Raw genomic sequence first — 23,246 nt, 5'->3', positions numbered from 1 at the left:
CATGAAAATTAGCTATCGTTACTTTGATTAATTTAACCAGTATTTGTAACTGCTGCCATTATGGCTGATTTTGCAGGGAGGGCATACTGATTAAATATTAATGGAGTTACAAGAAAGGCAAGTATTTATTGACCAGTTTATATTATTAGTCATCATGCAATGACATCAAAATTATATTTGGAATGAGTAATAAAATGAAATAACAGATGAGGTTATATGATTGTCTTTGAACAAAACAACAAGCATGAAATTGTTTTAAAGCTACTATTTTCAAGGAATGTGTGTCTCCTTTTACTTTCCAGGTTTGATAAAATCCATTTGGAACTTAAGTGAGTGGTCAGGGGCAACAATGAGGTACAATCTGGCAGAAGCCTTTTTTTCCTGTCCGCTAATTATAAATGTTATATTATGGATGATACCGGTTTTCTCCCCTTTCAAAAGTTTTTCCAGGTCACCGCTTTGTTGTAGGCTTTCTTTACTGATGCCAAATTTTTCTATCTGAGAAAATGGTATTTTCTCACGGGTTATATCCGCTTGCCGGGCTATTTTAATAGCATCTTCAATCCGGGGTGCTTCTATTTTAAACTGCAATTTCCCTTCCTTGTTTCTTTCCAGTTTCAGGTGGGCAGCAAAGGTCTTTTCCACACCATCCAGGGTGGTTTTTAAATCAGGAATCACCCCTGTTCTTTCTCCGTTTAACAGCTTATCAAGGTTACCAGTTTGTTCTAAAATCTGACGATTAATGCCTAACTTTTCTATCTGTTTGAAAGGAATTTCTTCAAGGTTTATTTTCATAACTTCCTGTAATGCAGGGCAACAAACAAGTGTGGGCAATACCAGGAAACAGCCTTGTATAAATAATTAACCCTATCTACGACACTAACTTATAACCGCATCCCTTTTGATTTTTGGGCCTGTTTTTCCTTACTTTCCCCCGTTTGCCTGCTTGGTAAATCTACATAATTTCCCTGCCTCTTTGCAACAACATCTTTTTCATTTGCTACATTATTTTCTACCTGCTTATTTGTTTTTACATGGGAAGGGGTAGGATTTGAAAATTTCAGCTTATTTTCTATTAAGTCTACCCTCAGAGTTGCATCATAGTAAGTTCCGCTTATTGATTTTAGTCCCAAAAGCCTGATTTCTTTTCCTTCTTTTAAGTCTTTCTGCTCCTGCATGGAGAGATTCACTCCTTTTACAGTTTGAGGTATTTTGAAGTTTATACCAGGGCTAATTTCATTTTTCAATTGTGCGGGAAGGTAATGAAGTTTTAACCCAACAGAGCCATCAGGATTTTTATCCAAATGAAAAGATGCTGCATAGTATTTTATTTTACCATCATTACTTGTGATGCTCAGGTTTTCGACCGGCTTAGTTTTCTCTCCTTTTAATAATTTATCCAACATACCATCTTTTAGCAGATACTCCTGACTGATACCTAATTTTTCAAATTCCTTTACAGGTACATCCTGCAAAGTAAAAGCAAATTTACCTCGGTTAGATATTGGCTCTGATAGGTTTGTGTATAGGCGATGTGCGCTTGGTTGGATACCTTGTTGTTGTGTTATGGAAGTTGTAAACTTTTTTTCTTCCAGGATTTCCTTAAAAGCCCTTATTACCGGAAAATCTGCTACAGCCGTTAGCAACTTTTCCCGCTCATGTTTGACAGGGGGCACAAGTAATATGCTTTTAAAGGGGGATACTACCTCTTTAGGTCGGATCTTTATACTACTCTCAGCACTATCTTTATTCATTTGCTTTTGTAGCTGCCGGGGATCTAAATCAGCCCTCTCAATGGCTTTTATATAATTATGGTAAAAATTAGTCACCCAACTGCGGTTTGGCAGCACTTCAACGGGTTGATCTTCCTTTTTTTTCTTTCCTTTCTCTGGCGTTGTTGACCCTGGATGATCTAAATGACCTTGTGGAGTTACAGCTTCTTCCGGCCGTTTTTCAGGGATCAAATCTATATATTCACTTAAGGTGTTTTTCTTTGCTAGGGCAGGCTTTTTATTTGGCTCCATTCTTTGATTTGAGTTCTCCATCGGGATGAAATTTGGTAAAATTTATAAGGAATACAATATAGAACAGATATTTGCCTAAGAGTTCACTAGCATGTCCATAATCATCATATCTACGGATTGGTCCATTTCTTTTTTAAAGTTTTCAATCTTAATGAGCAACCGTTCTATCTCAATAGAATTTTTATCTTCCGAAACCCTGTATTTTGAAAAAACCTGGTTATTTTCTATAATCAGCCAGTTTAGGTTATAGCCTTTACTGTAATAAAAATTAAACAAAGCCAGGTAAGTTTCCATCGTACCACCCTTGCCCCTTCAATGCGTTCAATCATATTTTGTGTGATACCTGTCGCCTGCGCCACCTTACCCATAGGCCATTTTTCGCCTGTTCTTTTGGAGAGATCTTCCCTGAGCTCTGTCAGCCTTTCGCCTAATTGTTCTTTCATAATTTTATATATTTTGATTTTGTGTTTTTTCCCTTATCAAGCGCTTTAAATCCGGGTCTTGAGAGATGCGCTCAAGTTCCTCTTTAATGATATTTTTTATATCTTTTTTGATATTCAAATAATTATCATGAATGATATCATTACTTATATCTGCGCCGCTATCAGGATGGGTAAAGAAATCCTTCCTGAACTCAGGAATAGATACATAATTTGCCATTTCTTCCCTGATCTCTTTTTCAGCAACCACCATCTGGGCATGAAACACTTTTAATTTTATTTCCTGCTCCCGCTCATCAGCTACGGCCCCTACGAATGTACCCTGGCTCAGTTCTGCCATTACAGAAGGGGGTATACGGTAATTCAGCGAAGTTGAAAGGCTTACTGAAGTCCCGTTGTAAGAAGTAGTGAGGGATTGTTTCTTTTGGTTGATCTTTCCAAAACGCTCTGATAGTTTTCGGCCAGTATCGCCTACTACTTGCCCAATAAATATATTGCCGATCACGTTTTCAATCACCGTGGCTTCGCTTTTGCCATAATCCCTTTCCAGTTGGCTAAAATCCTGGAACCCAAGCAAGGTGGCCACTTTATTGCTTCTGGCGGTTGCTATCAAATTATCTAAGCCCTTAAAAAAGATAGTGGATAATTCATCAATCACAATGGCAGACGGGATTTTTCCTTTTCTATTGATCAGTTTTACTAATCGCGCATTATAAAGCCCTAAAGCTGCCCCATAAATACTTTGCCTTTCAGGATTATTACCTACGCAGAGAATCTTAGGTTTTTGGGGATTGTTTATATCAAGGGTAAAGTCATTGCCTGACATTACCCAGTAGAGTTGTGGGGAAGCCAAGCGAGCCAGCCCGATCCTGGCAGAAGCAATTTGCCCCTCCAGTTGCTCAGAAGCTCCTGCTTCGTAAGCTGCAATGAAAGGCTTTACATAAACCTCAATTTCCTTATAAGCACCTAAAATTGGGAAGATTTCCTCGTATTTGGCACTTAAGAATTCAATTACATGCGGGAAGGTGCAATATTTTCCATCCTGGTATAATTTCAAAAACCAGATGACAGAGGTTACGAAGTTGATAGGCGATTCGACAAAAAAGTCACCTTGTTTTGCGATCCAGCTCCGGTTCAGATTCAACATAATGGTGGAAGCACTCTCATAGGCATCTGAAATATCGCTCATCATTGAGGGTAAAAGTGGATTACACCGATGGCTTTTTTTGGGATTATCAAAATTGATCACATAGAACTCAGGCCTGACTATATATTTATGCTGGTTTAATAGCAATGTATTATAGGCTATCAGAGAGAGGTCATCAAATTTGTAATCATAAATATACATGGAAAAGCCTTTGCTGATCAGTTGCCTGATATAAGCATTTACAAAGACAAATGATTTACCAGACCCTGGTGTACCCAGTACCATCCCACCTCTGAAAGGGTTTACTATATTTATCCAGCCTTTTCGCTTTCGGCCCCGTATTGAGTACAGGGTAGGAATATTTACTGAGTACTTATTTTCCAGGTAACGCTCCTCCTGGGGGAAAGACTGATTTTTCTCGTTAAATATATCCTGCAGCAAATTATCTTTCAAAATACGGCTGATATAACTCCCTCCTTTTAAAAGTAGTAAGTACCCAAGTGTGGTAAATACAATGTATAAAACAACTTTTAACAGTATTGATATTGGTAGCAAGAAGAGAATGCCTGAGCCGAAAAAAATAAATGGGCCCAAAAGAAGACAAGGGAAAGTTTTTCTCCAGGTAATGTCTTCAGATTGGCTGCCAGTGGTTCCTAAACAGGAAACAGCAAGGAAAGCAAAGGAAAGTATTTTGGTAATGTAACCATTGTCGAGCAGCCCACTCTTTTGAAACCGCAGAAGCAATTCCCAAATTATTGGATGCACTAATCCTGCTTGCTCAAAAAAAAGGTAGCAAGCCACATAAAAATGAATAAAAAGGATTACAAGGCTGATTGCTCTGGTAAAATGCATCAGCTTGATATAGGCTCTCTGGTCCTCCATTAAATCATTTCATTAAAATTTCAAGAATATTGGCAATACTAATAAAAATATCATGAAATTCTTTGCCTTCTTTTTTTCTTTTTATTTAGCCCATGATGGCTGTCCACCCCCTCACCATAATTATGTGAATCTGCTGCATCAAATAAAGTTGTAGCTGTATGATTGACTTTAGCCATCTGGACAGGTTCAACCTTTATAATTTGCTGGCATTTTTTATTTCCTACATTTTCTTTCCCTGAGGCAATTAAGGCAATTAAATCCTTTTCTTTTTTTGTGAATGGGATTAGCTTACTTGTATCAATTAAAGGAATTATATTACCCTCTCCCATGACCAGTCTACGCTTATCAGCCTCAAGAGGTAAACTGAGATGTTTTCCTTTCGTATGGGTAAGAAATAGTTGATCACCCTTTTTAGTAACACTTAAATTATATCGAAATAAGAAAGACAGCTTTCCATTCAATTCACTTTGTTGCATCTTTTCAATAAACTTCAATCCTATGTCCACTTGCTTATTAAAATAAGCTTTCTCCTTTTTTTCAATTTGAGGAAGTTTAGCCTTTTTAAAGGCTTTAAACCTTTCTGCAACCCCTGTAACTTGTTGCACGCTCAAAGGCACCGGATAATTAAGTAAAGGAGTGATCAGGTCAATCTTATCCAATTTCCTGATAAAAGCACTTTCAAAGTAATCACCCTGAAGTGGATCTTTCCGGAGCTGATGATAAACAGTAGCCACGGCAGATGAAACTGCTTTCATTGTTTCTCTGGTCACAATTAACTGGCCAGGTAAATCAGATTTTGTATGGATTTTAGCTTTATTGTTATATGTAGTAGCAGGCTCAAAACGTTTGGCTAGATTATTCCAACTAAAAGCTTTTCCAAGTTCACTGCCCTTAAATACTGCTTTGCAGTTATTGTCAATAAAACTCACTCCTTGTGGTTACTGATTACACTGTGGAAATTATATTCTATGCCTGTTCGTTTTAAGAGCTTTCGACTGGGAAGGGTTTAAGTATGAGAAAGCTGTATAATTGTTACCTCTATTATACCCAAACTAAATGCTGTAGGACTATGTATTTAAGGTAGGGGAATTCTAAGTAATTGGATTAAGCTGTCTCACTGCTTCTTCAACCACTCTAACTGCTTTGTCGGCTTCTGATTCAGAAGGTGTTTCACCAAAATGTACCGCTTGGTTTCTAAGCCTAACTATATCAACCTCGTAATTAATTGATTCTCCTTTATAGTTAACCGTTGGAAGACTAATATTTAGAATTTGTGCCAATTGCAATCGATTTCCTAATGTCTGATACTTATTCAATATACTGGAAACAAATTTTGGATTTGGATTAGCGTAAGTATCCAGTTCATTTTTAATGCGTTCGGTAATTGCTACCTCAAGCGCTGTAGCTGCATCCAATACTGCTTTACGGTAGTCTTGTGCAAATAGTAATGCTTTAATACTGTCCAGCATTAAGGAATACTCTAATGGTATTTTCTTTGAGTAAGAACTTGCTTCGAATGCCAAAGCCAATTCTTCTTTTCTTATACCCGAAGTGATGTGTACTGTTATTTTTCTAGGTTCCTTTTTAAGATAGCCGATAGTAAGTTTATTGTCTGCATTACGAAAGAATAGAGTAATCTTTTTTCCGCTAGAATATGGATTAGATTCAACAGATCCTGGATCACCAATTATTGCAAAAGAGAAGATCTGTAAATAATCTAAAAATGATTCAAACCAGTTATCAAAAGCATCTGTGATAGTTTGACCTATTTCTTTTCCTTTAGTGATGTTCACTAGTGGAAACCAAATTTTAAAGGCTTTTACCTCTACCCTACCTTCCGGCCAATCCCATACACGACCCCAATTCTCTTCTTCATCACTGTCTAATTTTTTTATTTGATCGTCTAAGGGTGGCAACAAAAAGTCATGAAAACCATTATCATAGTCAATGCTTTTATCTATACGTGGTAAACCTACGGTACCGCCATAGCCCCCAATAATTACAGGAAACTGGCATCCTATGGCATGTGTATTAATTAATAATGGATATGGCAAGATTATATTACCTTCTAGCATATATCATTTATTCAATTAAAATTAAACTTATATAACTTATTCAGTCGAATGTCGATTTTCGATAATCAATGTTACTAACTTTATATCTACTCGTTATGCAATTATATCTTTTTTGGTTTAAAATCTACTTTCATAATTTATTGAGTAAAACAGAACTGTAATTAAAACAAATAGTGCAACAATGAAAACTGTTCCATTCCAATTTTGTAAAAGCAATCAGGTGTTTACCTAATTACACAATTACACAGTCATCCACAAGCAAGACTGGTTTTTAGATGACCGGTATACGCCTTCTTTTGCTAATGAAATGACTATGTTAACAAGGGCGTTTGAACGGAATTTCAACGAACGTCCTTTCCTGCACCATACCTGTTACCTATATTTGACCAAGACCTCTGAAGACCGCACCAGGCACACTGGCATGTTTTCTTCACTTACCAGAAAACATATAGTTCCCAAAGATATGCTGGACGAAAAGGTAATAGCTGACTTTTTTGATAAATCTGGCCAATTCATCAAGATTCTCACTGATTCAGGCTTTTTTACTTTTAAGCCTGTTCATATTGATCAAATAGCCGGCACGGAAGAAAAGCCAGGGCTAATTGAAAAATACCTAACCTTATCACTAGACGGCCTGGCCTTGCAGGACATAGATTTTACAGATGGTCTCAAGATCGGCAATAAGAATTGTAGCCTGTTTACAATTGCACAGGTAGATGATCTGCCTACAAAGGTGGAGACTGAGATAAAATATGAAAAATTATCCACCGACCGATCGCGGTTTTCTTTAGGGTTTGCCTCCCATGTTGGGCTCAACCTACCCTGCAGTCATTTGTATAACCAGTACATTTTTGTTGACGACCATAACAAACGAATGAAAATGCTGGAAGGCAAAAAAGCCAATCTACGCTCTCTTTCCAGATATTCCCGTGAAAACGAAACAAACATGGTCCGCACTGAGCAATTTCTCCATGATGCCATCAGCGGCCAACACCTTTCTGTACGGGCACATTTTAATATTTTGGTCTGGAGTGAAGATAAGGAAGAGCTGAAGAAGCTCAGAAATCTGACTGGTTCAGCAGTGGTGCAAATGGATTGCCGTCCCAGGGAAGCCACCATTGATATTGGAACTTTATTCTGGAGTGGTATTCCGGGAAATGCTGGTGATTTCCCCTGTGAGGAGACTTTTACTACTTTTTCCGAGCAAGCCAGTTGCTTTTTGAATCTTGAGACAAATTACCGGGATTCTCCCTCACCTTTCGGTATCAAACTCATTGACCGTATTGCAGGAAGGCCTGTTCATGTGGATATTTCAGACGAACCAATGAAACTTGGCGTAATCACTAACCGCAATAAATTCATTCTTGGTCCATCTGGAAGCGGTAAATCTTTCTTCACCAATCATATGGTCCGCCAGTATCATGACCAGGGCACCCACATTCTTCTCGTAGATGTAGGCCATAGCTACAAAGGCCTATGCGATTTGGTAAAGGGTGTGTATTTTACCTATGATGAAAAGCAGCCGATCAGCTTTAATCCTTTCTTTGTAGAAAGCCGTGAGATAGATGTAGAGAAAAAAGAAAGCGTAAAAACGTTGCTGATGGCATTATGGAAACGGGAAGGTGAGAAGGTAAGTCAGGCTGAATATTCTACAGTTTCCGATGCGGTTAGTCTGTATTATAACATGCTCCGGGAGAATGCGGCTGTGTTTCCCTGCTTTGATACCTTCTATGATTTTTTTGACGGGCCATTCCGCCAATTGCTTGAGCAAAATGAGCATTTTAAAGAGCGGCATTTTGACGTTCATAATTTCCTATACATACTCAAAAGGTACTACAAAGGAGGTGAATTCGACTTTCTGCTCAACTCCAATAAAAATCTGGACCTTCTGCATGAAACTTTTATTGTATTTGAATTAGACAACATTAAAGATCACCCGATTCTTTTTCCGGTGGTAACACTCATTATTATGGAAACCTTTATCTCCAAGATGCGGAAGCTTAATGGTATTCGGAAAATGATTTTGATTGAAGAGGCCTGGAAGGCCATAGCCAAAGAAGGCACTGCTGAATTTATAAAATACCTCTTTAAAACGGTTAGGAAATTTTTCGGGGAGGCTATTGTAGTTACACAGGAAATAGATGACATCATTGGCAACCAGGTTGTAAAAGATGCCATTATCAACAACTCTGACTGCAAAATTCTGCTTGACCAGCGCAAGTTCATGAACCGGTTCGATCAGATCCAGACCTTGCTTGGGCTTACTGAAAAGGAAAAATCACAAGTGCTATCCATTAACAAGGATTTAAAAAAAGATCGCAGATACAAAGAAGTTTTCATCAGCCTGGGTGGCCAGCTTTCAAAAGTCTATGCAGTAGAGGTATCAGCAGAAGAGTACATCACATATTCAACGGAGCAGAAGGAAAAAATCAAATTGTTTGGGAAAAAAGAAAAATATGGCTCTATAGAGGTAGCCATTAAAGAATCCGGCCAGGAAATCAGGGAAGGCATATTTTAATACAAACCATTAACCACCTACAGCTATGTTTAAAATTATGAAAATGAGAATTGTTTATGAGGGTATTTTACTAAGGCTGCTTTTATTGCTTATGGCCTGTTCGTCCAATGATTCAAGTACTACTGACCCTTCTTTAGCTGATGAGTCGTCAAAAGAGCAAAACATGAGTGCGGCAGCCATGTATCGTAGGGACAGTCTGCTTACTTCCCCCAGCCAGTTACTTTCTACAATCGATAGTCTTTACAAAACTGGAGCAGGCGGCACTGATTCACTAAAAATCCACATTGAGGGCTATAAATACTTTATCAGCAATTGGTTTACCAGCGAACTTGATGAAGATTTGAAGCTGTGCCCAGATGTGAAGAAGATCTTTTCTTTACACAATACAATTCTAAGCGATCATGTTGAAAATTATACTGACTTGCTTTCCAAAATAAATTCAAAACTCCCCTCCCCTGCTAAAGACAGCCTTAGAAAACAATATCAGTTGCAGTTGAGCCGAGATATAACTCAGTATTTAGAGCCTTTGCTTTCAAATTTATATACGATTACCCCGGAAAAAATCAGTCAAACTGATGTGTTCTGCCCGGAAACATTTTCACGTGAAAAAGAAAGAGAACTGAAGGGAAAACCTGGAAAAGAAAAGGAACTGCAAGAGACACTGGCCAGATTTAAAGCCAGTCCGGTTGTACAAATGTACAATTTTTATAAAAAGCGGCAACAGCATTTGCCTGATGAGTTAACTGCCCTCAACCGCAGGTATTATCTGTTCTTTTAGCACAATCCCGGTAAACTATCGTTCTTTATGAATACTTTACGCAAACCCATTTTTGCGCGTGTGCTGCTATTGTATGTATTTTTCTCATTAGCACTAAGCACCCGGAAAGCCTACTCACAATTTGTCGTTGCAGACCTGATCCAGGACATTAACACGGTTATTCAGACGGCTTCGCAGGCCATGACTGAATTTACTACCATAAAAGATGCCATTGAACACAGTGACTTTTATAAATATCTCAAAGCGGTTTCTAGTGGTGTCCAGACCTATAACAAGGTGAAAGCCATTATTGAGAGTGAGAAAATCATTATCAATTCTGCCATCACTAATTTAAACAGCCTGAAAACGAACCGGTCTTTAACAGTTACCCAAATTTCGGGCATGATTAAGATGTATAAGTATTTTATTGACCAGTCTGCTGAGAATGCCAGTCAGCTTACTAAAATCCTCAGCCCTAAATTCTTTCAGATGTCAGATGCAGAAAGGCTTGATTTTATTGACAGGATAAATCTGAGCACCCATGAACTAGAGCATCATCTCAATTACTACAATACCATGAATTTCACCCTGGTTAGCCAGCAGCAGCAACAACTTGCCGACCTTGAACAAATGACCGCCTTTTATGCGACCCAGGAAGCGGCAACAGAAACATCTGAGGGAGCTTATGAGAAAATCGGAGGCTTTTATGGGTCAGTGGTAGAAGTTTTATATGCAATTTCTGCTCTGGTTGCCCTGGTTGGTGCCGTAAAGGTTTATGCCCAGTTTACCAGAGGTGATGCATCCGTTTATCAAACGGCTACCGGCTGGTTTGGAAGCGTACTGCTGGCAGTAATCATCACCACCTTTATCAAACTCATTTTCTATTAACCTTGCTTGTTATGATACTTCTTCAGGTAGGGAACACCTACAGCGATTTGCAAACCCTGATATCAGGCTTATATGCAGATATGATTCCATTAGCTTCCAGGTTGATTTCGGTAGGTCAGGGAGTAGCCGGGCTTGGGGGTGTAATTTATGTATTTTACCGTTTGTGGCCGGTGATGGCCGGGAAAGAACCATTGGATTTTTATCCCCTGCTCCGGCCTTTTGCCTTGTTTTTAGTAATCATTTTTTACATGGGCCTCATTGATGTGCTCAATGCTGTACTAACACCGGTTGTGGATGCTACTAATACGATGGTAAATTACCAGAACCAGACAGTAGCCGCCAATATTAAACGTAAACAGAATATACTCAGGAACCAGGCAAAAAAACCTATCTATCAGCAAAAGGAAGAGGAAGAAGGCTGGCTATATGATGTAGCCAATAAAGTAGGTGCCGCAGAGGAATTCCTCTCTTCTATCCCGGAAATGCTGGAAACTTCTGCCAGAAAACTCCTTGCCTATATTCTTGAGATTGCTTTTTATGCAGCCGGGCTCATCATCAGTTCCATTCGTACATTTTATCTGATCATGCTCGTAATTATTGGCCCCCTGGCTTTGGGTTTTTCTATATTTCCGGGATTTGAAGGGACTTTCAACAGCTGGCTTTCAAGGTATGTACAAATTTTTATGTGGCTTCCGATTGCCAATATTCTGGGAACTATTATCTCCAGATTTCAGGCGCTAATGGTAGAAAAGGATATCGAAAGACTCATGCAAAATGGGAATTATGATGGAGCTGACTTAGGCTATCTGATCTTCTTGCTTTTTGGTATTTGCAGCTACATGACCATTCCCTCTGTTGCCAGCTGGATCATTGAATCTTCTGGTGCAGGAAGAGCTTTGCGGGAAACTTCTCACCGGGCTATCGGGGTAGGACGGGCCATTTCAGCAGGAACCGGAAACTATGGGGGAAACATTGTGAAAAACTTTAAAGAAGGCTATGCACAAGGGGCTGTAAAATAAACACTTCTCTTTTCAAATCTCTAATTTATCTATGATCAGGTCTTTAAAAAATATCGATTCTTCATTCCAGCAGATCAAATTTATCGTGATTGCTTTCCTTCTTTTTATTTCCTGTGTAACCCTATATATCGTGTATGCTTCTTACCAGTCCATGATTGCTGCACGGGATACCATTTTTATACTGGATAATGGAAGTATTCTGGCCGCTAAAGCACAAAATATACAGGAAAACCGGCCGGTAGAAGCACGGGAACATGTAAAACGGTTTCATGAATATTTTTTTACCCTTTCCCCCGATGAAAGAGCCATTAACCACACGGTTGAAAAAGCTTTATTTCTAGCTGATGAAAGTGTAAAAAGGGAATATGATAACCTGAAAGAAAAAGGGTTTTACAATGGAGTGATTGCCGGCAATATTTCCCAGAATGTGCGTATTGACAGTGTTCTACTGGATGTATCGGTATATCCATATTATGTAAAATGCATTGGCAAGCTGGAGATCATACGTACCTCTTCCGTTACCTTACGCAACCTGGTCTCAGAATGCTATTTACGGGATGTAGTACGGTCTGATAATAATCCTCATGGGTTTCTTTTAGAAAACTGGCGGGTAATTGATAATGCAGACATAAAAACAATTAGCCGTTAATATTGGCCAAATATGGATAAGACTAATAAAACTAGTGGAGCAATTCTGGCTTTCCGGGCCGGTAAGTGCTTCAGCTTATTTGTCCGCCATTTTAGTGTCAGACGCAGAATGTGGCTGATGATGACAGCACTGCTCCTACTGAGTGTCTATTTCATCTCTCTTTCTTATAAAGGACTTGTTCTCTCAAAAGAAATACCATTAAAACAAGGTTTACCTGCAAACCCTGTCCACCCCTAAAACAAATAAAATTTATGGAAACACAACACTCCCAGGCATTTTTGCAACAGCGCAAACTACTGGTTTTTCTGCCTATTGCCGGCGTGCCCTTTCTGGCTATTTTCTTTTATTTACTAGGTGGTGGAAATAATCACGCCTCGGATACAGCGGCTTCTTCTGCTTTATTTGGGCTCAATGCCACCGTGCCTACGGTTTCAGAAGAAAACAAAATTTATTCATCCAAACTCAAAGCCTACCAGCAAATCAGTTCTGATAGTGTGAGGAGGAAAGAGCGAAACCGCTTTTCCTTTCTGGATGGAGGCCTGGAGGCTTTTTTGAAAACAGACAATACAGAAATGTCCTTGCCACTTACCAAATCTGCAGGTTCTAAAAGTGCCTTTAACTATGATGCAAACCTTAGCCTTGGTGAACAGCAACAAACACCCGAACAAACGACTATACAAGACGCCAGGCAAAAAATCGAGCAGGCAGATAAAGTAGCTTCCGGAAAAATATACCATCACCGGACAAGTGTGACATTTCGCAGTAGTGAAGAAGAGTTAAACCGGATAATGCTCGATGATTATGAGCACAAACGCAAACAGCAGGAAGAAATCATGGGCCTGCTCAAAAAAAAGCTGGAAGAAACGGATTTGAATGGACAAACTACACATCCCATAAGTGCATTCACTACTTCGGAAACTGAAGCTCAGGTAGCAAAGACTAAAAATTCTTCAACAAGCAATAAGCTTACTATTATGCTGGAAAAGAAACAAAAGCCTCTGGTTACCCAATTAGTACAAAATGGAAATACATATTCCAGGGCAAGTTACCAGGCAGAAACAAGCCACCATCCAACTGAAAATGCTCCTTTAGTACCACGAGCCAATAATGGTTTTTATTCCCCTGACAAGCAAAAAGGATTAAAAGAAGAAGTAAATGTAATTATGGCTGCCATCCATAATGAACAAACCCTTGTTGCCGGATCAACTGTAAAAATGCGCTTACAGGACCCTATACAAATTGAAAATACAATCATTCCGAAAGGAAGCTTCATTTTTGGCCTGTGCTCTATATCAGAGGAACGGTTAAAAATTACAATTAACTCGATCCGTTACCGTGAAATGCTGTTTCCTATTGCGCTTTCCGTCTATGACCTGGATGGACTGGAAGGATTATTCATTCCTGGCTCCATCTCCAGAACGACAGCCAAGCAGGGTGCCAGCCAGGGATTAAGTGGGGCAAACTTTATTGGCACCTCTCCTTCCGTTAGCTCTCAGCTTACCCAAACTGCCATTGAAGCAGGGAAAAACATCATTTCAAAAAAAGCCTCCATCATCCGGGTTAAACTTAAATCTAATTACCAGATTCTTCTCAAACCTTCACAAATAGAATAATACCCTATTTTTATCAACCTCCACATAGCCATGATCAACAAATGTATATCTACTTATCTGATTGCAAGTTTAATAGTATTATGTTTTAGCAAAGAATTATCTGCTCAACAAAGGCTTTCTTTTGGTGAGGATAATTACCTGGGGTCTTACCACATTACGGTGGGCTATGATAAAACAACCCATCTGATCTTTCCGCATAAAATAGTATACGTTGATCTTGGAAGTGCAGACTTGCTCGCTGAAAAAGTAGAACAGGTGGAAAATATACTCAAGCTGAAAGCTAATGTAGAAGGTTTTTCGACCACAAATCTGACTGTACTGACCGGATCGGGTAGTTATTTTTCCTTTCTGGTAGATTATGCGATTGCTCCTAAAGAACTCAATATAGTACTTGCAGAGAAAACAACTGGTAAAGAAAACTCTTCAACAGATTTTCCCTTATCACCATTTCCGCGGGCAAACGATGGCATTGCTTCTACAGGGGCGAAAGCTTTGTTTGAGAACAAAAGCCTCAACCAAACCTACATGGAAAAGCTATCTGGGCTGGTAATGGGTAGAAAACAAACCAGGCACCTTGCAGGCTTAGCCAAATATAATATGCGGTTTGCTTTACATGGTTTGTATATTCAAGATGATCTGTTTTTTTATCACCTGCAGGTAGCAAACAGATCCAATATTAGCTATGACATTGATTTTATCAGGTTTTTTATCCGCGATAAGAAGGTAGGCAAGCGTACGGCCAGCCAGGAAAGGGAAATTTTTCCGCACTACATCTTCAACCCTACCCTGAATACCATTCCCGGAAATGGCTCTTTAGACCAGGTATATGTGATGGAAAAAGTAACCATTCCTGATGATAAAGTCTTAAGAATTGAGCTTTTTGAGAAAAAAGGTGGTAGGCACCTGTCTTTCCTACTTACTAATAAAGACATTCTCAAAGCGGGATTACTCCAGTAGAATTTTCCCTTCATATAAACCCGGCGGACAGCGGCACCTGAACAACCTAGTCTATGTTTCAGCAAGAAATTGATACCACCACAGCTCCAGAAATGCATCCTAATGAGAGAATTGAAAAGACAGCTTTGCATGAGGGCAGGAATTTTACTACCCGGCTAATTAGAATATGGGATGAAGTACAGCGGTTTAAAAAAGTAGGTTTCATCAAAACCGATGATGATCTGTATTTTATTGCCTATCGGACGGCTGAAAATGAGCTAAGAGAAGTATGCGAGGAAATGGAAGCATTGAAGAAGAGGCTAAAAGATTGAAATTTCATACGTTAAAAGCATAAAACATTTCTAAGCGAACAGGAAATGGACACTTTTCGTTATATTAGCAAAAAATAGCTTTCTACCATGCTATATAACTCTGTAATTGATATGCTCGGCGCCCAGGTGGGTATTCAAAAAAAGGCTTTGTATCACTTAGCTGAGCAAATGTCTTTTTCCTTAAAAGATGTAACTACTTTCCTTTCTCTCACTATACCGGTATCTGCCGATGAAGAACTCCTGGATTATTCCACCAGCGAACGTGTGATTAAAACCGCAGAATTATACCAGAAGGGCTTTGAAGTATTTGGTGAGCAGAAATTCAAACTATGGATGAACACCCCAAGTAAAGCCCTGGGAGGAAAGAAACCCATTCAATTACTTAATACCACCAAAGGGGTAGAATATGTACTGGATGAAGTAATCCGGATCGAACATGGCATATTTGCCTGATGCAGCTTTTTCGTATCACCACTGAGAAATGGGCACGGGACCTGAGTGGAAATGGCGGACTCTATGTCTCCGGCCGCTGGCACCATAAAGGGATTCCTGTTATATATACAGCTACCACCAGAGCTTTAGCTGTGCTCGAGAAGGTAGTACATGTGGATGCTGCTTCCACGCCCGATCAATATGTAATTCTTACCCTTGAGCTACCTGACGATATTTCTTTTGAGGAAATTCTTATAGAGAATCTGCCCAAAGACTGGGGCAAACTCAGCCACAATATAGCCAATACTAGCCGTTTCCCGGCTTCACTCGTCCAAAGTGAGGCCACCTCTATTTTACTTGCAGATATGGGGACGGCCTGGCTGCAAGCTACAACTTCATTGGCACTCAAGGTACCTTCTGCTATTTTAACTAAGGAGAAAAATGTGCTTTTAAACCCGGCCCACAAGCAGGCAAAAGACATCAAAATTGTATCTGTTGACCCTTTCAAATTTGATCCCAGGTTACTCTGATCAAAAAAAGGGCTATACAGCCCCTGTGTCAGCAAAAGAGTAATAACTTTCGCCTGTAATAATCAAATGATCCAGGATAGGTAGATCCAGGAACTTGCCGGCTTCTTTGAGTTTGCGGGTGAGTTGCAGATCGGCTTCACTAGGTTTAAGGTTTCCTGAGGGATGGTTATGAGCCAGGATGATGGAGGAGGCATTGGCTTTTAAAGCGGCGGCAAAGATCAGTTTAGGGTCTGCTACTGTACCTGCTACCCCACCGGTGGATACTTCTACTAAGCCTAATACGCAGTTGGCCCGATTGAGCAGCAGGATTTTGAACTGTTCTACAAATTCTAGTTTTTCAGGGTCCCAGCTACTGTGCAACAGCGTATAGGCATCGTGAGAGCTGGCCACTTTGGGTCTTTGGGAGGGTTTAACAGTGGATTTGTAGGAGAGGTGGATTTCGGCTACCTCCGTAAGAGAGAATGGAGTTTGTGGGCGTTCCATAAAGATTTGTGTTAAGGTTAAACAAAAATTAATTATGGTGCCCTCATCAGGCTTAGGGCAGAATCTGCCCAAAAGGAAAAGGAATAAACAAGCGCAAGGCCACTAGATACACTTTATGCCGGAAGCTTTTGGAAGCTTATTCTGACATCAGCCTAGCTTTGCAACAGGATTAATAATTGATATAGGTGCGGCTGTTTTTTATACTTATTTTGAATATGGCTCATACAGAAAAGCACATATCAGCAGATGAATAACTAATGGTAATATGCATCAAACCATTGGTTAATATATAGCAAATGCAATCAAAATTATAGCAAATTACATATCAATAAACATTCGCTTGCGATATTATTTTAATATAATCAATGATATCATTTTTAATATCTAAGGTGAATGTATCTATAGTATAAAACATGCCATCTTGCATGAATAAATTATAATAAGAATTTGATAAGGTGATTAGTAAAAGAAGATAAAGGCTTTATATGTAAGTAATCGAAAAATATATGGTATAATTATTTTCATGGCATTCCAAAGGGTGCCAAATTATTGAAGGTAGTTGCAATATTCCATATTAATTCAGATTAGCCTGAGCAGAGTCAAAAAAATGCATTTTTTCGATCATATGCTGAGATGTAGTGGATGAAAACTACTAAATGCACACCCTCTTTAAATGCAAAAAATACCTAAAATTTGGTATTTTTTAGGTGGACGATTAACAGTAGTTTTATGTCTATTATTTTAAAAGATATGTTTGACTAAGTAATTAAACACAATTAAGTATAATATTTTCATCTACTTCAAGTTTTTTAAAATCAAGTTTAAAGTAAGTACCCAATCCTGAAAAGATGGTATAAAGTGCCTCCTTAAGCGCTTCTACAGACAGATAGTCTTCGGCTTTGAGCCAATGATATTTCACCTGCTTCCAAAATCGTTCGATCCTGTTAAGATGAGGACTATACTTAGGCAGCAAAAAGATGTATAATCCTTTCTGTTCCCATTCTTCTTTTTTGACTTCCCATAGGCCACATGTATGCCAGGAGGCGTTGTCTAAGACTATGACAGTAAACTTGGAAATAGATGTTGAGAAGGCCTCTACACATTCAATGATAAAGTCAGCGTTTAGACTCCCACTTTTCTGATAAGTAAGCAACTCATTATTTGTACTTAACAAGCCAAATACATTTATCCTTGTACTTCTTTGGGATAAAATAGGGGCGTGTTCGCCTTTTTTGATCCATCCATAAGGTACACAAGGGGTAAGGCAAAACCCTGATTCGTCTCCAAAATATAAATCTATACTGCCTGTCTGTGCCAAATAAAGCAAAGCATGTAATCGCTTGACTTTCTGCTCATATGCTTCTTTGTTTTGCAATGGCTTTATCCATTTACGGAAACGTTTCCATCGGTAGTCAATTTTTTTAAAAACCGCTTCAAGGTCATCTCACTCATAGCCGTGCCTAATTTAGCTTCTATCTCTCGCTTAGCTAATTTAAGTTGTTGTTTTTCTTTCTCTATGCTATTTTCCACTACTTCAACATGGGTAGCATTACTGGTAGTAAGGATGGGTTTTCTGCCTTTCCCTTTTTGGTTCTTTAACCCTACCACACCTGTTTTCTCAAAGCGATCAAACCACTTATAAATACTTAACTGACTTACTTGAAAAATGCTTGCTAACTTCTGTACTTGATAGCCTTGATTGGATAACAGTATACATTGGCAACGGTTACGTTCCTGATAACTTTTACTATCTTTATGAATCTTCTCTAAGTCTTGTTTTTGCTTGTCTGTAATCTTCTTGATATAACGCATAAGCAAAGATACAATTTGCCAAAATCTTATACTTAATTGTGTACTCTTACTTATAGTTAGTAATAAAATATAAAGTGCCATTTACATAGGTGAGATTAGCAGCACCTATGGTTTTTACCAGAACTGTACCATTGGCAGTTCCATCACTTTTCCATAAAGCATGTTCATTACCGGCAGTAGTGGCCGTAAAGTAAAAGGTATTACCTGTTGCAGGAGTCAGGTTGGCATAATTGCTACTGGGCAAGATTTGTACTTGTGCCTGAGATGTAAAAGCAAAAACACAAAATAAAAAACTGTACATACAAAAGCTTACATAGGTTTTGAGTTTTTTGCTTACATACATTCCATAGCCGAAATGCATAGAGGTAGATGTAGGAGATAGAGATTGATACATAAAGTTTGGGTAAAATTGAGGTTTAGTTTTACAGTATAAGGGTTTAAGGCTGATTCAATCTTTACATAAATTTAGTTAACTGTGTCAGGAAAGCTTTTTCTATTATACTCGCCTCCTGAGAAATGTATTTGGCGCACGTATGAGCAAAAGGTTGAATAAAGCGGAATAGCACAGTGTTAATCCATTCAATAAGTATTAAGTAAATAAAATCTTACATGTTCTGGTAAAAGGATTTCTCAGGCTTCCATTCCATTATTAACTCATTTTAATCTATTGACCAGACAATAAATGCTCAACCTGATGTAATCTTACACAGGCAATGTGAGCAAATAAAAGGCCGGAGCATTAACACAAATCGTGCATTCTTTAACACTTTTAGACTATTTGGGAGAAAATAGCCCAATTTTGCCTGCCAGTCAGCTAGGTCCTAAGCGGATTGTAGTTACAAAGCAAGCCTGGGCAAAGCAAATACAGGTTTTCCAGGGCACAGAGGTAAGCCAGTATATGGGGTATAGGAAGTTTTCAGCTATATAAGCTGTCTACTATAAAAAAATGAGTATTCTCTTTTCACCACAGTAGAATATCTCTATTTCCCCTTTCTGTATAATCTATTGGTTATATATTTTATGAGTTCAATAGTCAGAATACATATACCGGTTACAAGGAGAATCATGCGCATGGCTTTCCAGTCCAGGGCAGTTGTTTTGAAAATAGCTTCGGTAAAAGGCAGGTATACAATCAGTAATTGGAGAACAACTGTCAGGATAATCGAGCCCCACATCCCTGCATTTCCAAAGATCGTAGCGTGAAAGATGGAATGATAGGAGGAGCGTACGGATAGGGCATTTCCTAACTGAATAAAACAGAGCAGGGTAAACACCATCGTTTGCTGTGTTTGTACATCGTAGCCTTCTTTAGCTGCCCATGCCTGGGTAAGCATCACAGATACCGTCATAAATACGCCGGTTAAAACAATTTTAGGAATCATTCCTCCGGCAAACAAATTCTCTCTGGGCGGCCGGGGCGGCATTTGCATGATGTCTTTTTCTGCAGGTTCGGAAGTGAGTGCCAGTCCTGGTAATCCGTCGGTAACCAGGTTGATCCACAGAATATGGATGGGTAGTAAAGGAATAGCTAAGCCAAACAGGGGCGTAAAGAAAATAGTTAAGATTTCAGCCAGGTTACAGGAAAGCACATATAAAATGAATTTGCGGATATTCTCATAAATCCGCCTGCCTTCTTTTACCGCCTTTACAATGGTAGCAAAATTATCATCCAGCAGAATCATATCGGCGGCTTCTTTGGATACACCCGTACCGGTAATTCCCATCGCTACGCCAATGTCTGCCTGTTTGAGTGAGGGTGCATCATTTACCCCATCTCCGGTCATGGCTACAAATTCGCCGTTGTGTTGCAGGGCTTTTACAATGTTGAGTTTTTGTTCTGGGGAAACCCTAGCATAGACGAATATATTCCTGACTTCCCTGGCAAATTCTTCTTCATTCAGCTTAGCTAGCTCTGCTCCGGTACGGGTATTTTTAGAACCTTCTGCTACCATCTTTAAGCGCTCGGCAATGGCATAGGCCGTTAAAGGCTGATCTCCGGTGATCATGACGGTTTTGATACCGGCAGTTTTACATTCTTTAATGGCCTCAATCACTTCTTCCCTCGGCGGATCTATCATGGCAGCCATTCCCAGAAAATCCAGGTCTTTTTCTAACTCTTCTGTTATCTGCCCTGGTTTCTCATCCAGTTGTTTATAGGCAAAAAACAGCACACGCAAGCCATCAGCGGCCCATTCCCGGTTTAGTTCCAGCCATTTCGGAACCTGGTCTTTGTATCTCTCAGCCAATACTTCCGTTATTTTTACCGGGGCACCTTTTACAAACAAGAGCCATTTTCCATTATCCTGGTGCAGGGTGCTCATCCGCATTCTGTTTGAATCAAACGGCAATTTGGAAACCAGAGGAAAGGAATTATCCGACTGTTCTTTTGAATGACCCTTATTTACCGCATAATTCACCAGCGCTGTTTCAGTGGAATCGCCCAGCATATTGCCTTCTTCGGAATACCGTACTTCATTATTCAGCAGCATGGCATGCTTTAATAATTCATCTTTATCCGGGGCGGCCTGAAATTTTTCTACGGTCATTACATTCTGGGTAAGTGTACCCGTTTTATCACTACAGATGTAGGTAACCGAACCCAGTGTTTCTACGGCAGGCAATACCCGGATAAGCGCTTTTTGTTTCACCATGCGGCGGGCACCATTAGCCAGGGCAATGGTAATTACAGCAGGAAGGGCTTCCGGTAAAGCAGCAACGGCCAGGGAAAGGGCAGTCAGGAACATCAGAAAGGCAGGTTCGCCTCTCCACAAACCGAAGCCAAATACCACGGCACAAATAATAATAACGATCACAGCCAGTTGTTTGCTGAATACGGCCAGCCTTTTTTGAAGGGGTGTTTTTTGCTCGCCTACTTCCAGCAATCCGGCAATTTTACCAATTTCCGTTTGCATGCCGGTCGTGGTAACTACTGCTTTGGCTGAACCATTGCTTACAATGGTGCCTTTAAATATCATGTTCAGCTGGTCGCCAGGACCAATATTCTCTTTGTCAATGGCATCTGTTATTTTTTCTATAGAATGACTTTCGCCGGTTAATGCCGCTTCTTCTGTTTTAAAAGCACTCACCTCTAGCAGCCTGGCATCGGCCGGTACAATATCTCCAGCTTCCAGCAAGATTACATCGCCTGGTACCAGTTCTTTTGCTTCCAGTTTTACCGGATGATTATCCCGCAGAACCAGGGCATATTGAGCCGCCATCTGTTGCAGCATCCGTACGGATTCTTCGGCATTGTTCTCCTGGGCATAGCCAATCCAGGCATTTCCGATAATAATCGCCAGGATTACATAGGCATCGGTATGTTCGCCGACCGCAAAAGAAATAATGGCAGCCAGGATGAGAATGACAATCATGACATCTTTAAACTGTCCGAGCAGGATGGCAAATTTGCTTTTCTGTTTGGCTTCTTTGAGTGCATTTTTCCCATATTCCTGTTGAAGCGAGAGAATCAGGTCTTTTTTCAGACCGGAAGGAGAAGTTTTTAGTTTTTTAATTACTTCTTCTTCGGAAAGGCGATACCAGGCATCCATAGGCGGTTTTGCTTAAAATTCGGGATGAATATATTACTGTTGTCCAATATAAGGCGTAAATAAAAGGAAAAGCCTGAAAACTGATAATAACTCAATAAATATTATCCATCAGCGTATAAATAAAGTATAAGCTGCTATTAAAAGATACGATCTGACTATTAGCCAGATCGTATGAAAATGAAGGATATATTAGGTTGTTAATTTTAGTATACTTCTATTATTAATCATAAGGACCTGTCGATTTAAGTACCTAGTTTACCATGTATGAACTCATAAATCCTACAATCAAACCTTTATATACTACCCATATTTAGCCGAATTTTACGGAAGTCATTGTGAGAGAACCTCCTACAAGCTTATCGTTAAAAAAGGAAGCTTCTTCATTTTTGCCTTTCAATCCAAGCACATATAAGAGCGGAAAATAATGTTCCGGTGTTGGAATCGAGAGCAAGGCAGCTCTGCCTAAGGCTTCATAATTTACCAACTTCTGGTGATCTCCATTCCGGATCAATTCTTTAAAAGTATGATTCATTTCTATCGCCCAGTCGTAGCCATACTCGTTATCGTTTAATTTATCCCAGGCGACCATTCTCAGGTTATGCACCATATTACCGCTGCCGATGATCAATACTCCTTTTTTTCTCAAGTTGTACAACTCTCTGGCTAGTTCATATTGATATTGCGGACCTTTGGAAGCATCAATGCTTAGTTGCAGCACAGGAATGTTTGCCTGCGGATACATGTGCCTGACAACCGTCCAGGTGCCATGGTCTAAGCCCCAGTCATGGTCTAATTCTACCTGTGTTGATTTAATTAAAGCAGCCGTTTCTTTGGCAACCGAAAGATCGCCAGGTGCTTTGTATTGCAAGTCAAATAAGGCTTTGGGGAATCCACCGAAGTCGTGAATGGTTTCCGGAAAATCCATGGCTGTAATACGTGTTCCTCTGGAAAGCCAGTGGGCAGATACCACCAGAACTGCTTTGGGTATTGGAATTTCTCTGGCCAGCTTTGTCCACCGTCGGCTGAATTCATTGTCTTCAATGCCATTCATGGGAGAACCATGGCCTATAAATAAGACCGGCATAAGTTGATCCTGTTCCGATAATTGATCTGTAAATCTATTGAATGCTGATAATGTTGTCATAGCTAAGGCTCCTGTTA

At 39.6% G+C, this 23,246-nt stretch carries 23 protein-coding genes; 11 read left to right on the top strand and 12 right to left on the bottom strand.

All coding sequences use genetic code 11. From position 1 onward, the window contains the following. Nucleotides 1-291: 291 nt before the first annotated feature. The 6 genes from GXP67_RS31035 to GXP67_RS31010 all read right to left on the bottom strand — a co-directional run bounded on the left by GXP67_RS31035 (nucleotide 292) and on the right by GXP67_RS31010 (nucleotide 6,568). On the bottom strand, nucleotides 292-795 hold the full coding sequence (locus GXP67_RS31035) for a DUF4099 domain-containing protein (protein WP_162446731.1): 504 nt from the start codon (nucleotides 793-795) through the stop codon (nucleotides 292-294). 89 nt (nucleotides 796-884) lie between these two features. Continuing rightward, on the bottom strand, nucleotides 885-2,045 hold the full coding sequence (locus GXP67_RS31030) for a DUF4099 domain-containing protein (RefSeq protein WP_162446730.1): 1,161 nt from the start codon (nucleotides 2,043-2,045) through the stop codon (nucleotides 885-887). Nucleotides 2,046-2,263: 218 nt separating this feature from the next. Then, nucleotides 2,264-2,467: a helix-turn-helix domain-containing protein gene (locus GXP67_RS31025; protein WP_162446729.1), complete on the bottom strand. Its 204-nt coding sequence runs from the start codon at nucleotides 2,465-2,467 to the stop codon at nucleotides 2,264-2,266. 4 nt (nucleotides 2,468-2,471) lie between these two features. After that, complete coding sequence (gene mobC, locus GXP67_RS31020; protein WP_449421290.1) at nucleotides 2,472-4,463, bottom strand: conjugal transfer protein MobC; 1,992 nt, start codon at nucleotides 4,461-4,463, stop codon at nucleotides 2,472-2,474. Nucleotides 4,464-4,543: 80 nt separating this feature from the next. Then, entirely contained in the window at nucleotides 4,544-5,422 is an 879-nt protein-coding gene (locus tag GXP67_RS31015) for a hypothetical protein (RefSeq protein WP_162446727.1), read from the bottom strand. Nucleotides 5,423-5,584: 162 nt separating this feature from the next. Continuing rightward, complete coding sequence (locus GXP67_RS31010) at nucleotides 5,585-6,568, bottom strand: hypothetical protein (RefSeq protein WP_162446726.1); 984 nt, start codon at nucleotides 6,566-6,568, stop codon at nucleotides 5,585-5,587. A gap of 250 nt (nucleotides 6,569-6,818) precedes the next feature. Here GXP67_RS31010 and GXP67_RS31005 point away from each other — a divergent pair, with 250 nt between their 5' ends. The 11 genes from GXP67_RS31005 (at nucleotide 6,819) to GXP67_RS30955 (ending at nucleotide 16,242) form a co-directional block, all read left to right on the top strand. Beyond that, nucleotides 6,819-9,086, top strand: a complete 2,268-nt coding sequence (locus GXP67_RS31005) for a TraG family conjugative transposon ATPase (protein ID WP_197901789.1) — start codon at nucleotides 6,819-6,821, stop codon at nucleotides 9,084-9,086. Nucleotides 9,087-9,111: 25 nt separating this feature from the next. Then, nucleotides 9,112-9,864: a hypothetical protein gene (locus GXP67_RS31000; protein ID WP_162446725.1), complete on the top strand. Its 753-nt coding sequence runs from the start codon at nucleotides 9,112-9,114 to the stop codon at nucleotides 9,862-9,864. A 27-nt stretch (nucleotides 9,865-9,891) separates the two neighbouring features. Then, on the top strand, nucleotides 9,892-10,731 hold the full coding sequence (locus tag GXP67_RS30995; protein WP_162446724.1) for a DUF4134 family protein: 840 nt from the start codon (nucleotides 9,892-9,894) through the stop codon (nucleotides 10,729-10,731). Nucleotides 10,732-10,742: 11 nt separating this feature from the next. Then, on the top strand, nucleotides 10,743-11,750 hold the full coding sequence (locus GXP67_RS30990) for a TraJ family protein (protein ID WP_162446723.1): 1,008 nt from the start codon (nucleotides 10,743-10,745) through the stop codon (nucleotides 11,748-11,750). Nucleotides 11,751-11,781: 31 nt separating this feature from the next. Next, a complete protein-coding gene (gene traK, locus GXP67_RS30985; RefSeq protein ID WP_162446722.1) occupies nucleotides 11,782-12,399 on the top strand; it encodes a conjugative transposon protein TraK in 618 nt (205 codons plus the stop codon). Between the two features lie 12 nt (nucleotides 12,400-12,411). Then, nucleotides 12,412-12,636 (top strand): hypothetical protein, encoded by a 225-nt coding sequence (locus GXP67_RS30980; protein WP_162446721.1) that lies wholly within the window; start codon nucleotides 12,412-12,414, stop codon nucleotides 12,634-12,636. Nucleotides 12,637-12,650: 14 nt separating this feature from the next. Then, nucleotides 12,651-14,012 carry a conjugative transposon protein TraM gene (gene traM, locus GXP67_RS30975; protein ID WP_162446720.1) on the top strand — a complete coding sequence of 454 codons (1,362 nt, stop codon included), beginning with the start codon at nucleotides 12,651-12,653 and terminating at the stop codon, nucleotides 14,010-14,012. A 30-nt stretch (nucleotides 14,013-14,042) separates the two neighbouring features. After that, on the top strand, nucleotides 14,043-14,969 hold the full coding sequence (traN, locus tag GXP67_RS30970; RefSeq protein WP_162446719.1) for a conjugative transposon protein TraN: 927 nt from the start codon (nucleotides 14,043-14,045) through the stop codon (nucleotides 14,967-14,969). Nucleotides 14,970-15,022: 53 nt separating this feature from the next. Beyond that, complete coding sequence (locus GXP67_RS30965; protein WP_162446718.1) at nucleotides 15,023-15,280, top strand: hypothetical protein; 258 nt, start codon at nucleotides 15,023-15,025, stop codon at nucleotides 15,278-15,280. A gap of 87 nt (nucleotides 15,281-15,367) precedes the next feature. Next, a complete protein-coding gene (locus tag GXP67_RS30960) occupies nucleotides 15,368-15,733 on the top strand; it encodes an Xre family toxin-antitoxin system antitoxin (RefSeq protein ID WP_162446717.1) in 366 nt (121 codons plus the stop codon). Further along, a complete protein-coding gene (locus GXP67_RS30955) occupies nucleotides 15,733-16,242 on the top strand; it encodes an RES family NAD+ phosphorylase (protein ID WP_162446716.1) in 510 nt (169 codons plus the stop codon). Before GXP67_RS30960 ends, GXP67_RS30955 begins: the two co-directional genes overlap by 1 nt. A gap of 12 nt (nucleotides 16,243-16,254) precedes the next feature. Here the strand turns inward: GXP67_RS30955 and GXP67_RS30950 are convergent, their stop codons facing one another. The 6 genes from GXP67_RS30950 to ygiD all read right to left on the bottom strand — a co-directional run bounded on the left by GXP67_RS30950 (nucleotide 16,255) and on the right by ygiD (nucleotide 23,229). After that, nucleotides 16,255-16,725, bottom strand: coding sequence for a JAB domain-containing protein (locus GXP67_RS30950; RefSeq protein WP_162446715.1), 471 nt, complete (start codon nucleotides 16,723-16,725; stop codon nucleotides 16,255-16,257). A gap of 766 nt (nucleotides 16,726-17,491) precedes the next feature. Beyond that, nucleotides 17,492-18,100 (bottom strand): IS630 family transposase, encoded by a 609-nt coding sequence (locus GXP67_RS30945; protein ID WP_232064508.1) that lies wholly within the window; start codon nucleotides 18,098-18,100, stop codon nucleotides 17,492-17,494. A gap of 5 nt (nucleotides 18,101-18,105) precedes the next feature. Then, nucleotides 18,106-18,537: a helix-turn-helix domain-containing protein gene (locus GXP67_RS30940; protein WP_162441276.1), complete on the bottom strand. Its 432-nt coding sequence runs from the start codon at nucleotides 18,535-18,537 to the stop codon at nucleotides 18,106-18,108. Between the two features lie 46 nt (nucleotides 18,538-18,583). Continuing rightward, nucleotides 18,584-18,931 (bottom strand): hypothetical protein, encoded by a 348-nt coding sequence (locus GXP67_RS30935; protein ID WP_197901592.1) that lies wholly within the window; start codon nucleotides 18,929-18,931, stop codon nucleotides 18,584-18,586. 586 nt (nucleotides 18,932-19,517) lie between these two features. After that, on the bottom strand, nucleotides 19,518-22,085 hold the full coding sequence (locus GXP67_RS30930; protein ID WP_162446714.1) for a cation-translocating P-type ATPase: 2,568 nt from the start codon (nucleotides 22,083-22,085) through the stop codon (nucleotides 19,518-19,520). Between the two features lie 310 nt (nucleotides 22,086-22,395). Then, a complete protein-coding gene (gene ygiD, locus GXP67_RS30925; protein WP_162446713.1) occupies nucleotides 22,396-23,229 on the bottom strand; it encodes a 4,5-DOPA-extradiol-dioxygenase in 834 nt (277 codons plus the stop codon). Between the last annotated feature and the right edge of the window lie 17 nt (nucleotides 23,230-23,246).

Origin of the sequence: Rhodocytophaga rosea (assembly GCF_010119975.1) — a bacterium.
Lineage (GTDB): Bacteria > Bacteroidota > Bacteroidia > Cytophagales > 172606-1 > Rhodocytophaga > Rhodocytophaga rosea.
The sequence above is the reverse complement of the archived record's forward strand: the minus strand, read 5'-3'. Positions and strand labels throughout refer to the sequence as shown.

What these genes read in the sequence shown, in the direction of transcription:
- ygiD (WP_162446713.1), bottom strand. Translation starts at nt 23,229, where the DNA reads ATGACAACATTATCAGCATTCAATAGATTTACAGATCAATTATCGGAA.
- GXP67_RS30930 (WP_162446714.1), bottom strand. Translation starts at nt 22,085, where the DNA reads ATGGATGCCTGGTATCGCCTTTCCGAAGAAGAAGTAATTAAAAAACTA.
- traN (WP_162446719.1), top strand. Translation starts at nt 14,043, where the DNA reads ATGATCAACAAATGTATATCTACTTATCTGATTGCAAGTTTAATAGTA.
- GXP67_RS30955 (WP_162446716.1), top strand. Translation starts at nt 15,733, where the DNA reads ATGCAGCTTTTTCGTATCACCACTGAGAAATGGGCACGGGACCTGAGT.
- GXP67_RS30940 (WP_162441276.1), bottom strand. Translation starts at nt 18,537, where the DNA reads ATGCGTTATATCAAGAAGATTACAGACAAGCAAAAACAAGACTTAGAG.
- GXP67_RS31025 (WP_162446729.1), bottom strand. Translation starts at nt 2,467, where the DNA reads ATGAAAGAACAATTAGGCGAAAGGCTGACAGAGCTCAGGGAAGATCTC.
- GXP67_RS30980 (WP_162446721.1), top strand. Translation starts at nt 12,412, where the DNA reads ATGGATAAGACTAATAAAACTAGTGGAGCAATTCTGGCTTTCCGGGCC.
- GXP67_RS31010 (WP_162446726.1), bottom strand. Translation starts at nt 6,568, where the DNA reads ATGCTAGAAGGTAATATAATCTTGCCATATCCATTATTAATTAATACA.
- GXP67_RS30995 (WP_162446724.1), top strand. Translation starts at nt 9,892, where the DNA reads ATGAATACTTTACGCAAACCCATTTTTGCGCGTGTGCTGCTATTGTAT.
- GXP67_RS30960 (WP_162446717.1), top strand. Translation starts at nt 15,368, where the DNA reads ATGCTATATAACTCTGTAATTGATATGCTCGGCGCCCAGGTGGGTATT.
- GXP67_RS30950 (WP_162446715.1), bottom strand. Translation starts at nt 16,725, where the DNA reads ATGGAACGCCCACAAACTCCATTCTCTCTTACGGAGGTAGCCGAAATC.
- GXP67_RS30965 (WP_162446718.1), top strand. Translation starts at nt 15,023, where the DNA reads ATGTTTCAGCAAGAAATTGATACCACCACAGCTCCAGAAATGCATCCT.
- GXP67_RS31000 (WP_162446725.1), top strand. Translation starts at nt 9,112, where the DNA reads ATGTTTAAAATTATGAAAATGAGAATTGTTTATGAGGGTATTTTACTA.
- traK (WP_162446722.1), top strand. Translation starts at nt 11,782, where the DNA reads ATGATCAGGTCTTTAAAAAATATCGATTCTTCATTCCAGCAGATCAAA.
- GXP67_RS30990 (WP_162446723.1), top strand. Translation starts at nt 10,743, where the DNA reads ATGATACTTCTTCAGGTAGGGAACACCTACAGCGATTTGCAAACCCTG.
- GXP67_RS30935 (WP_197901592.1), bottom strand. Translation starts at nt 18,931, where the DNA reads ATGTATCAATCTCTATCTCCTACATCTACCTCTATGCATTTCGGCTAT.
- GXP67_RS31030 (WP_162446730.1), bottom strand. Translation starts at nt 2,045, where the DNA reads ATGGAGAACTCAAATCAAAGAATGGAGCCAAATAAAAAGCCTGCCCTA.
- traM (WP_162446720.1), top strand. Translation starts at nt 12,651, where the DNA reads ATGGAAACACAACACTCCCAGGCATTTTTGCAACAGCGCAAACTACTG.
- GXP67_RS31035 (WP_162446731.1), bottom strand. Translation starts at nt 795, where the DNA reads ATGAAAATAAACCTTGAAGAAATTCCTTTCAAACAGATAGAAAAGTTA.
- mobC (WP_449421290.1), bottom strand. Translation starts at nt 4,463, where the DNA reads ATGCATTTTACCAGAGCAATCAGCCTTGTAATCCTTTTTATTCATTTT.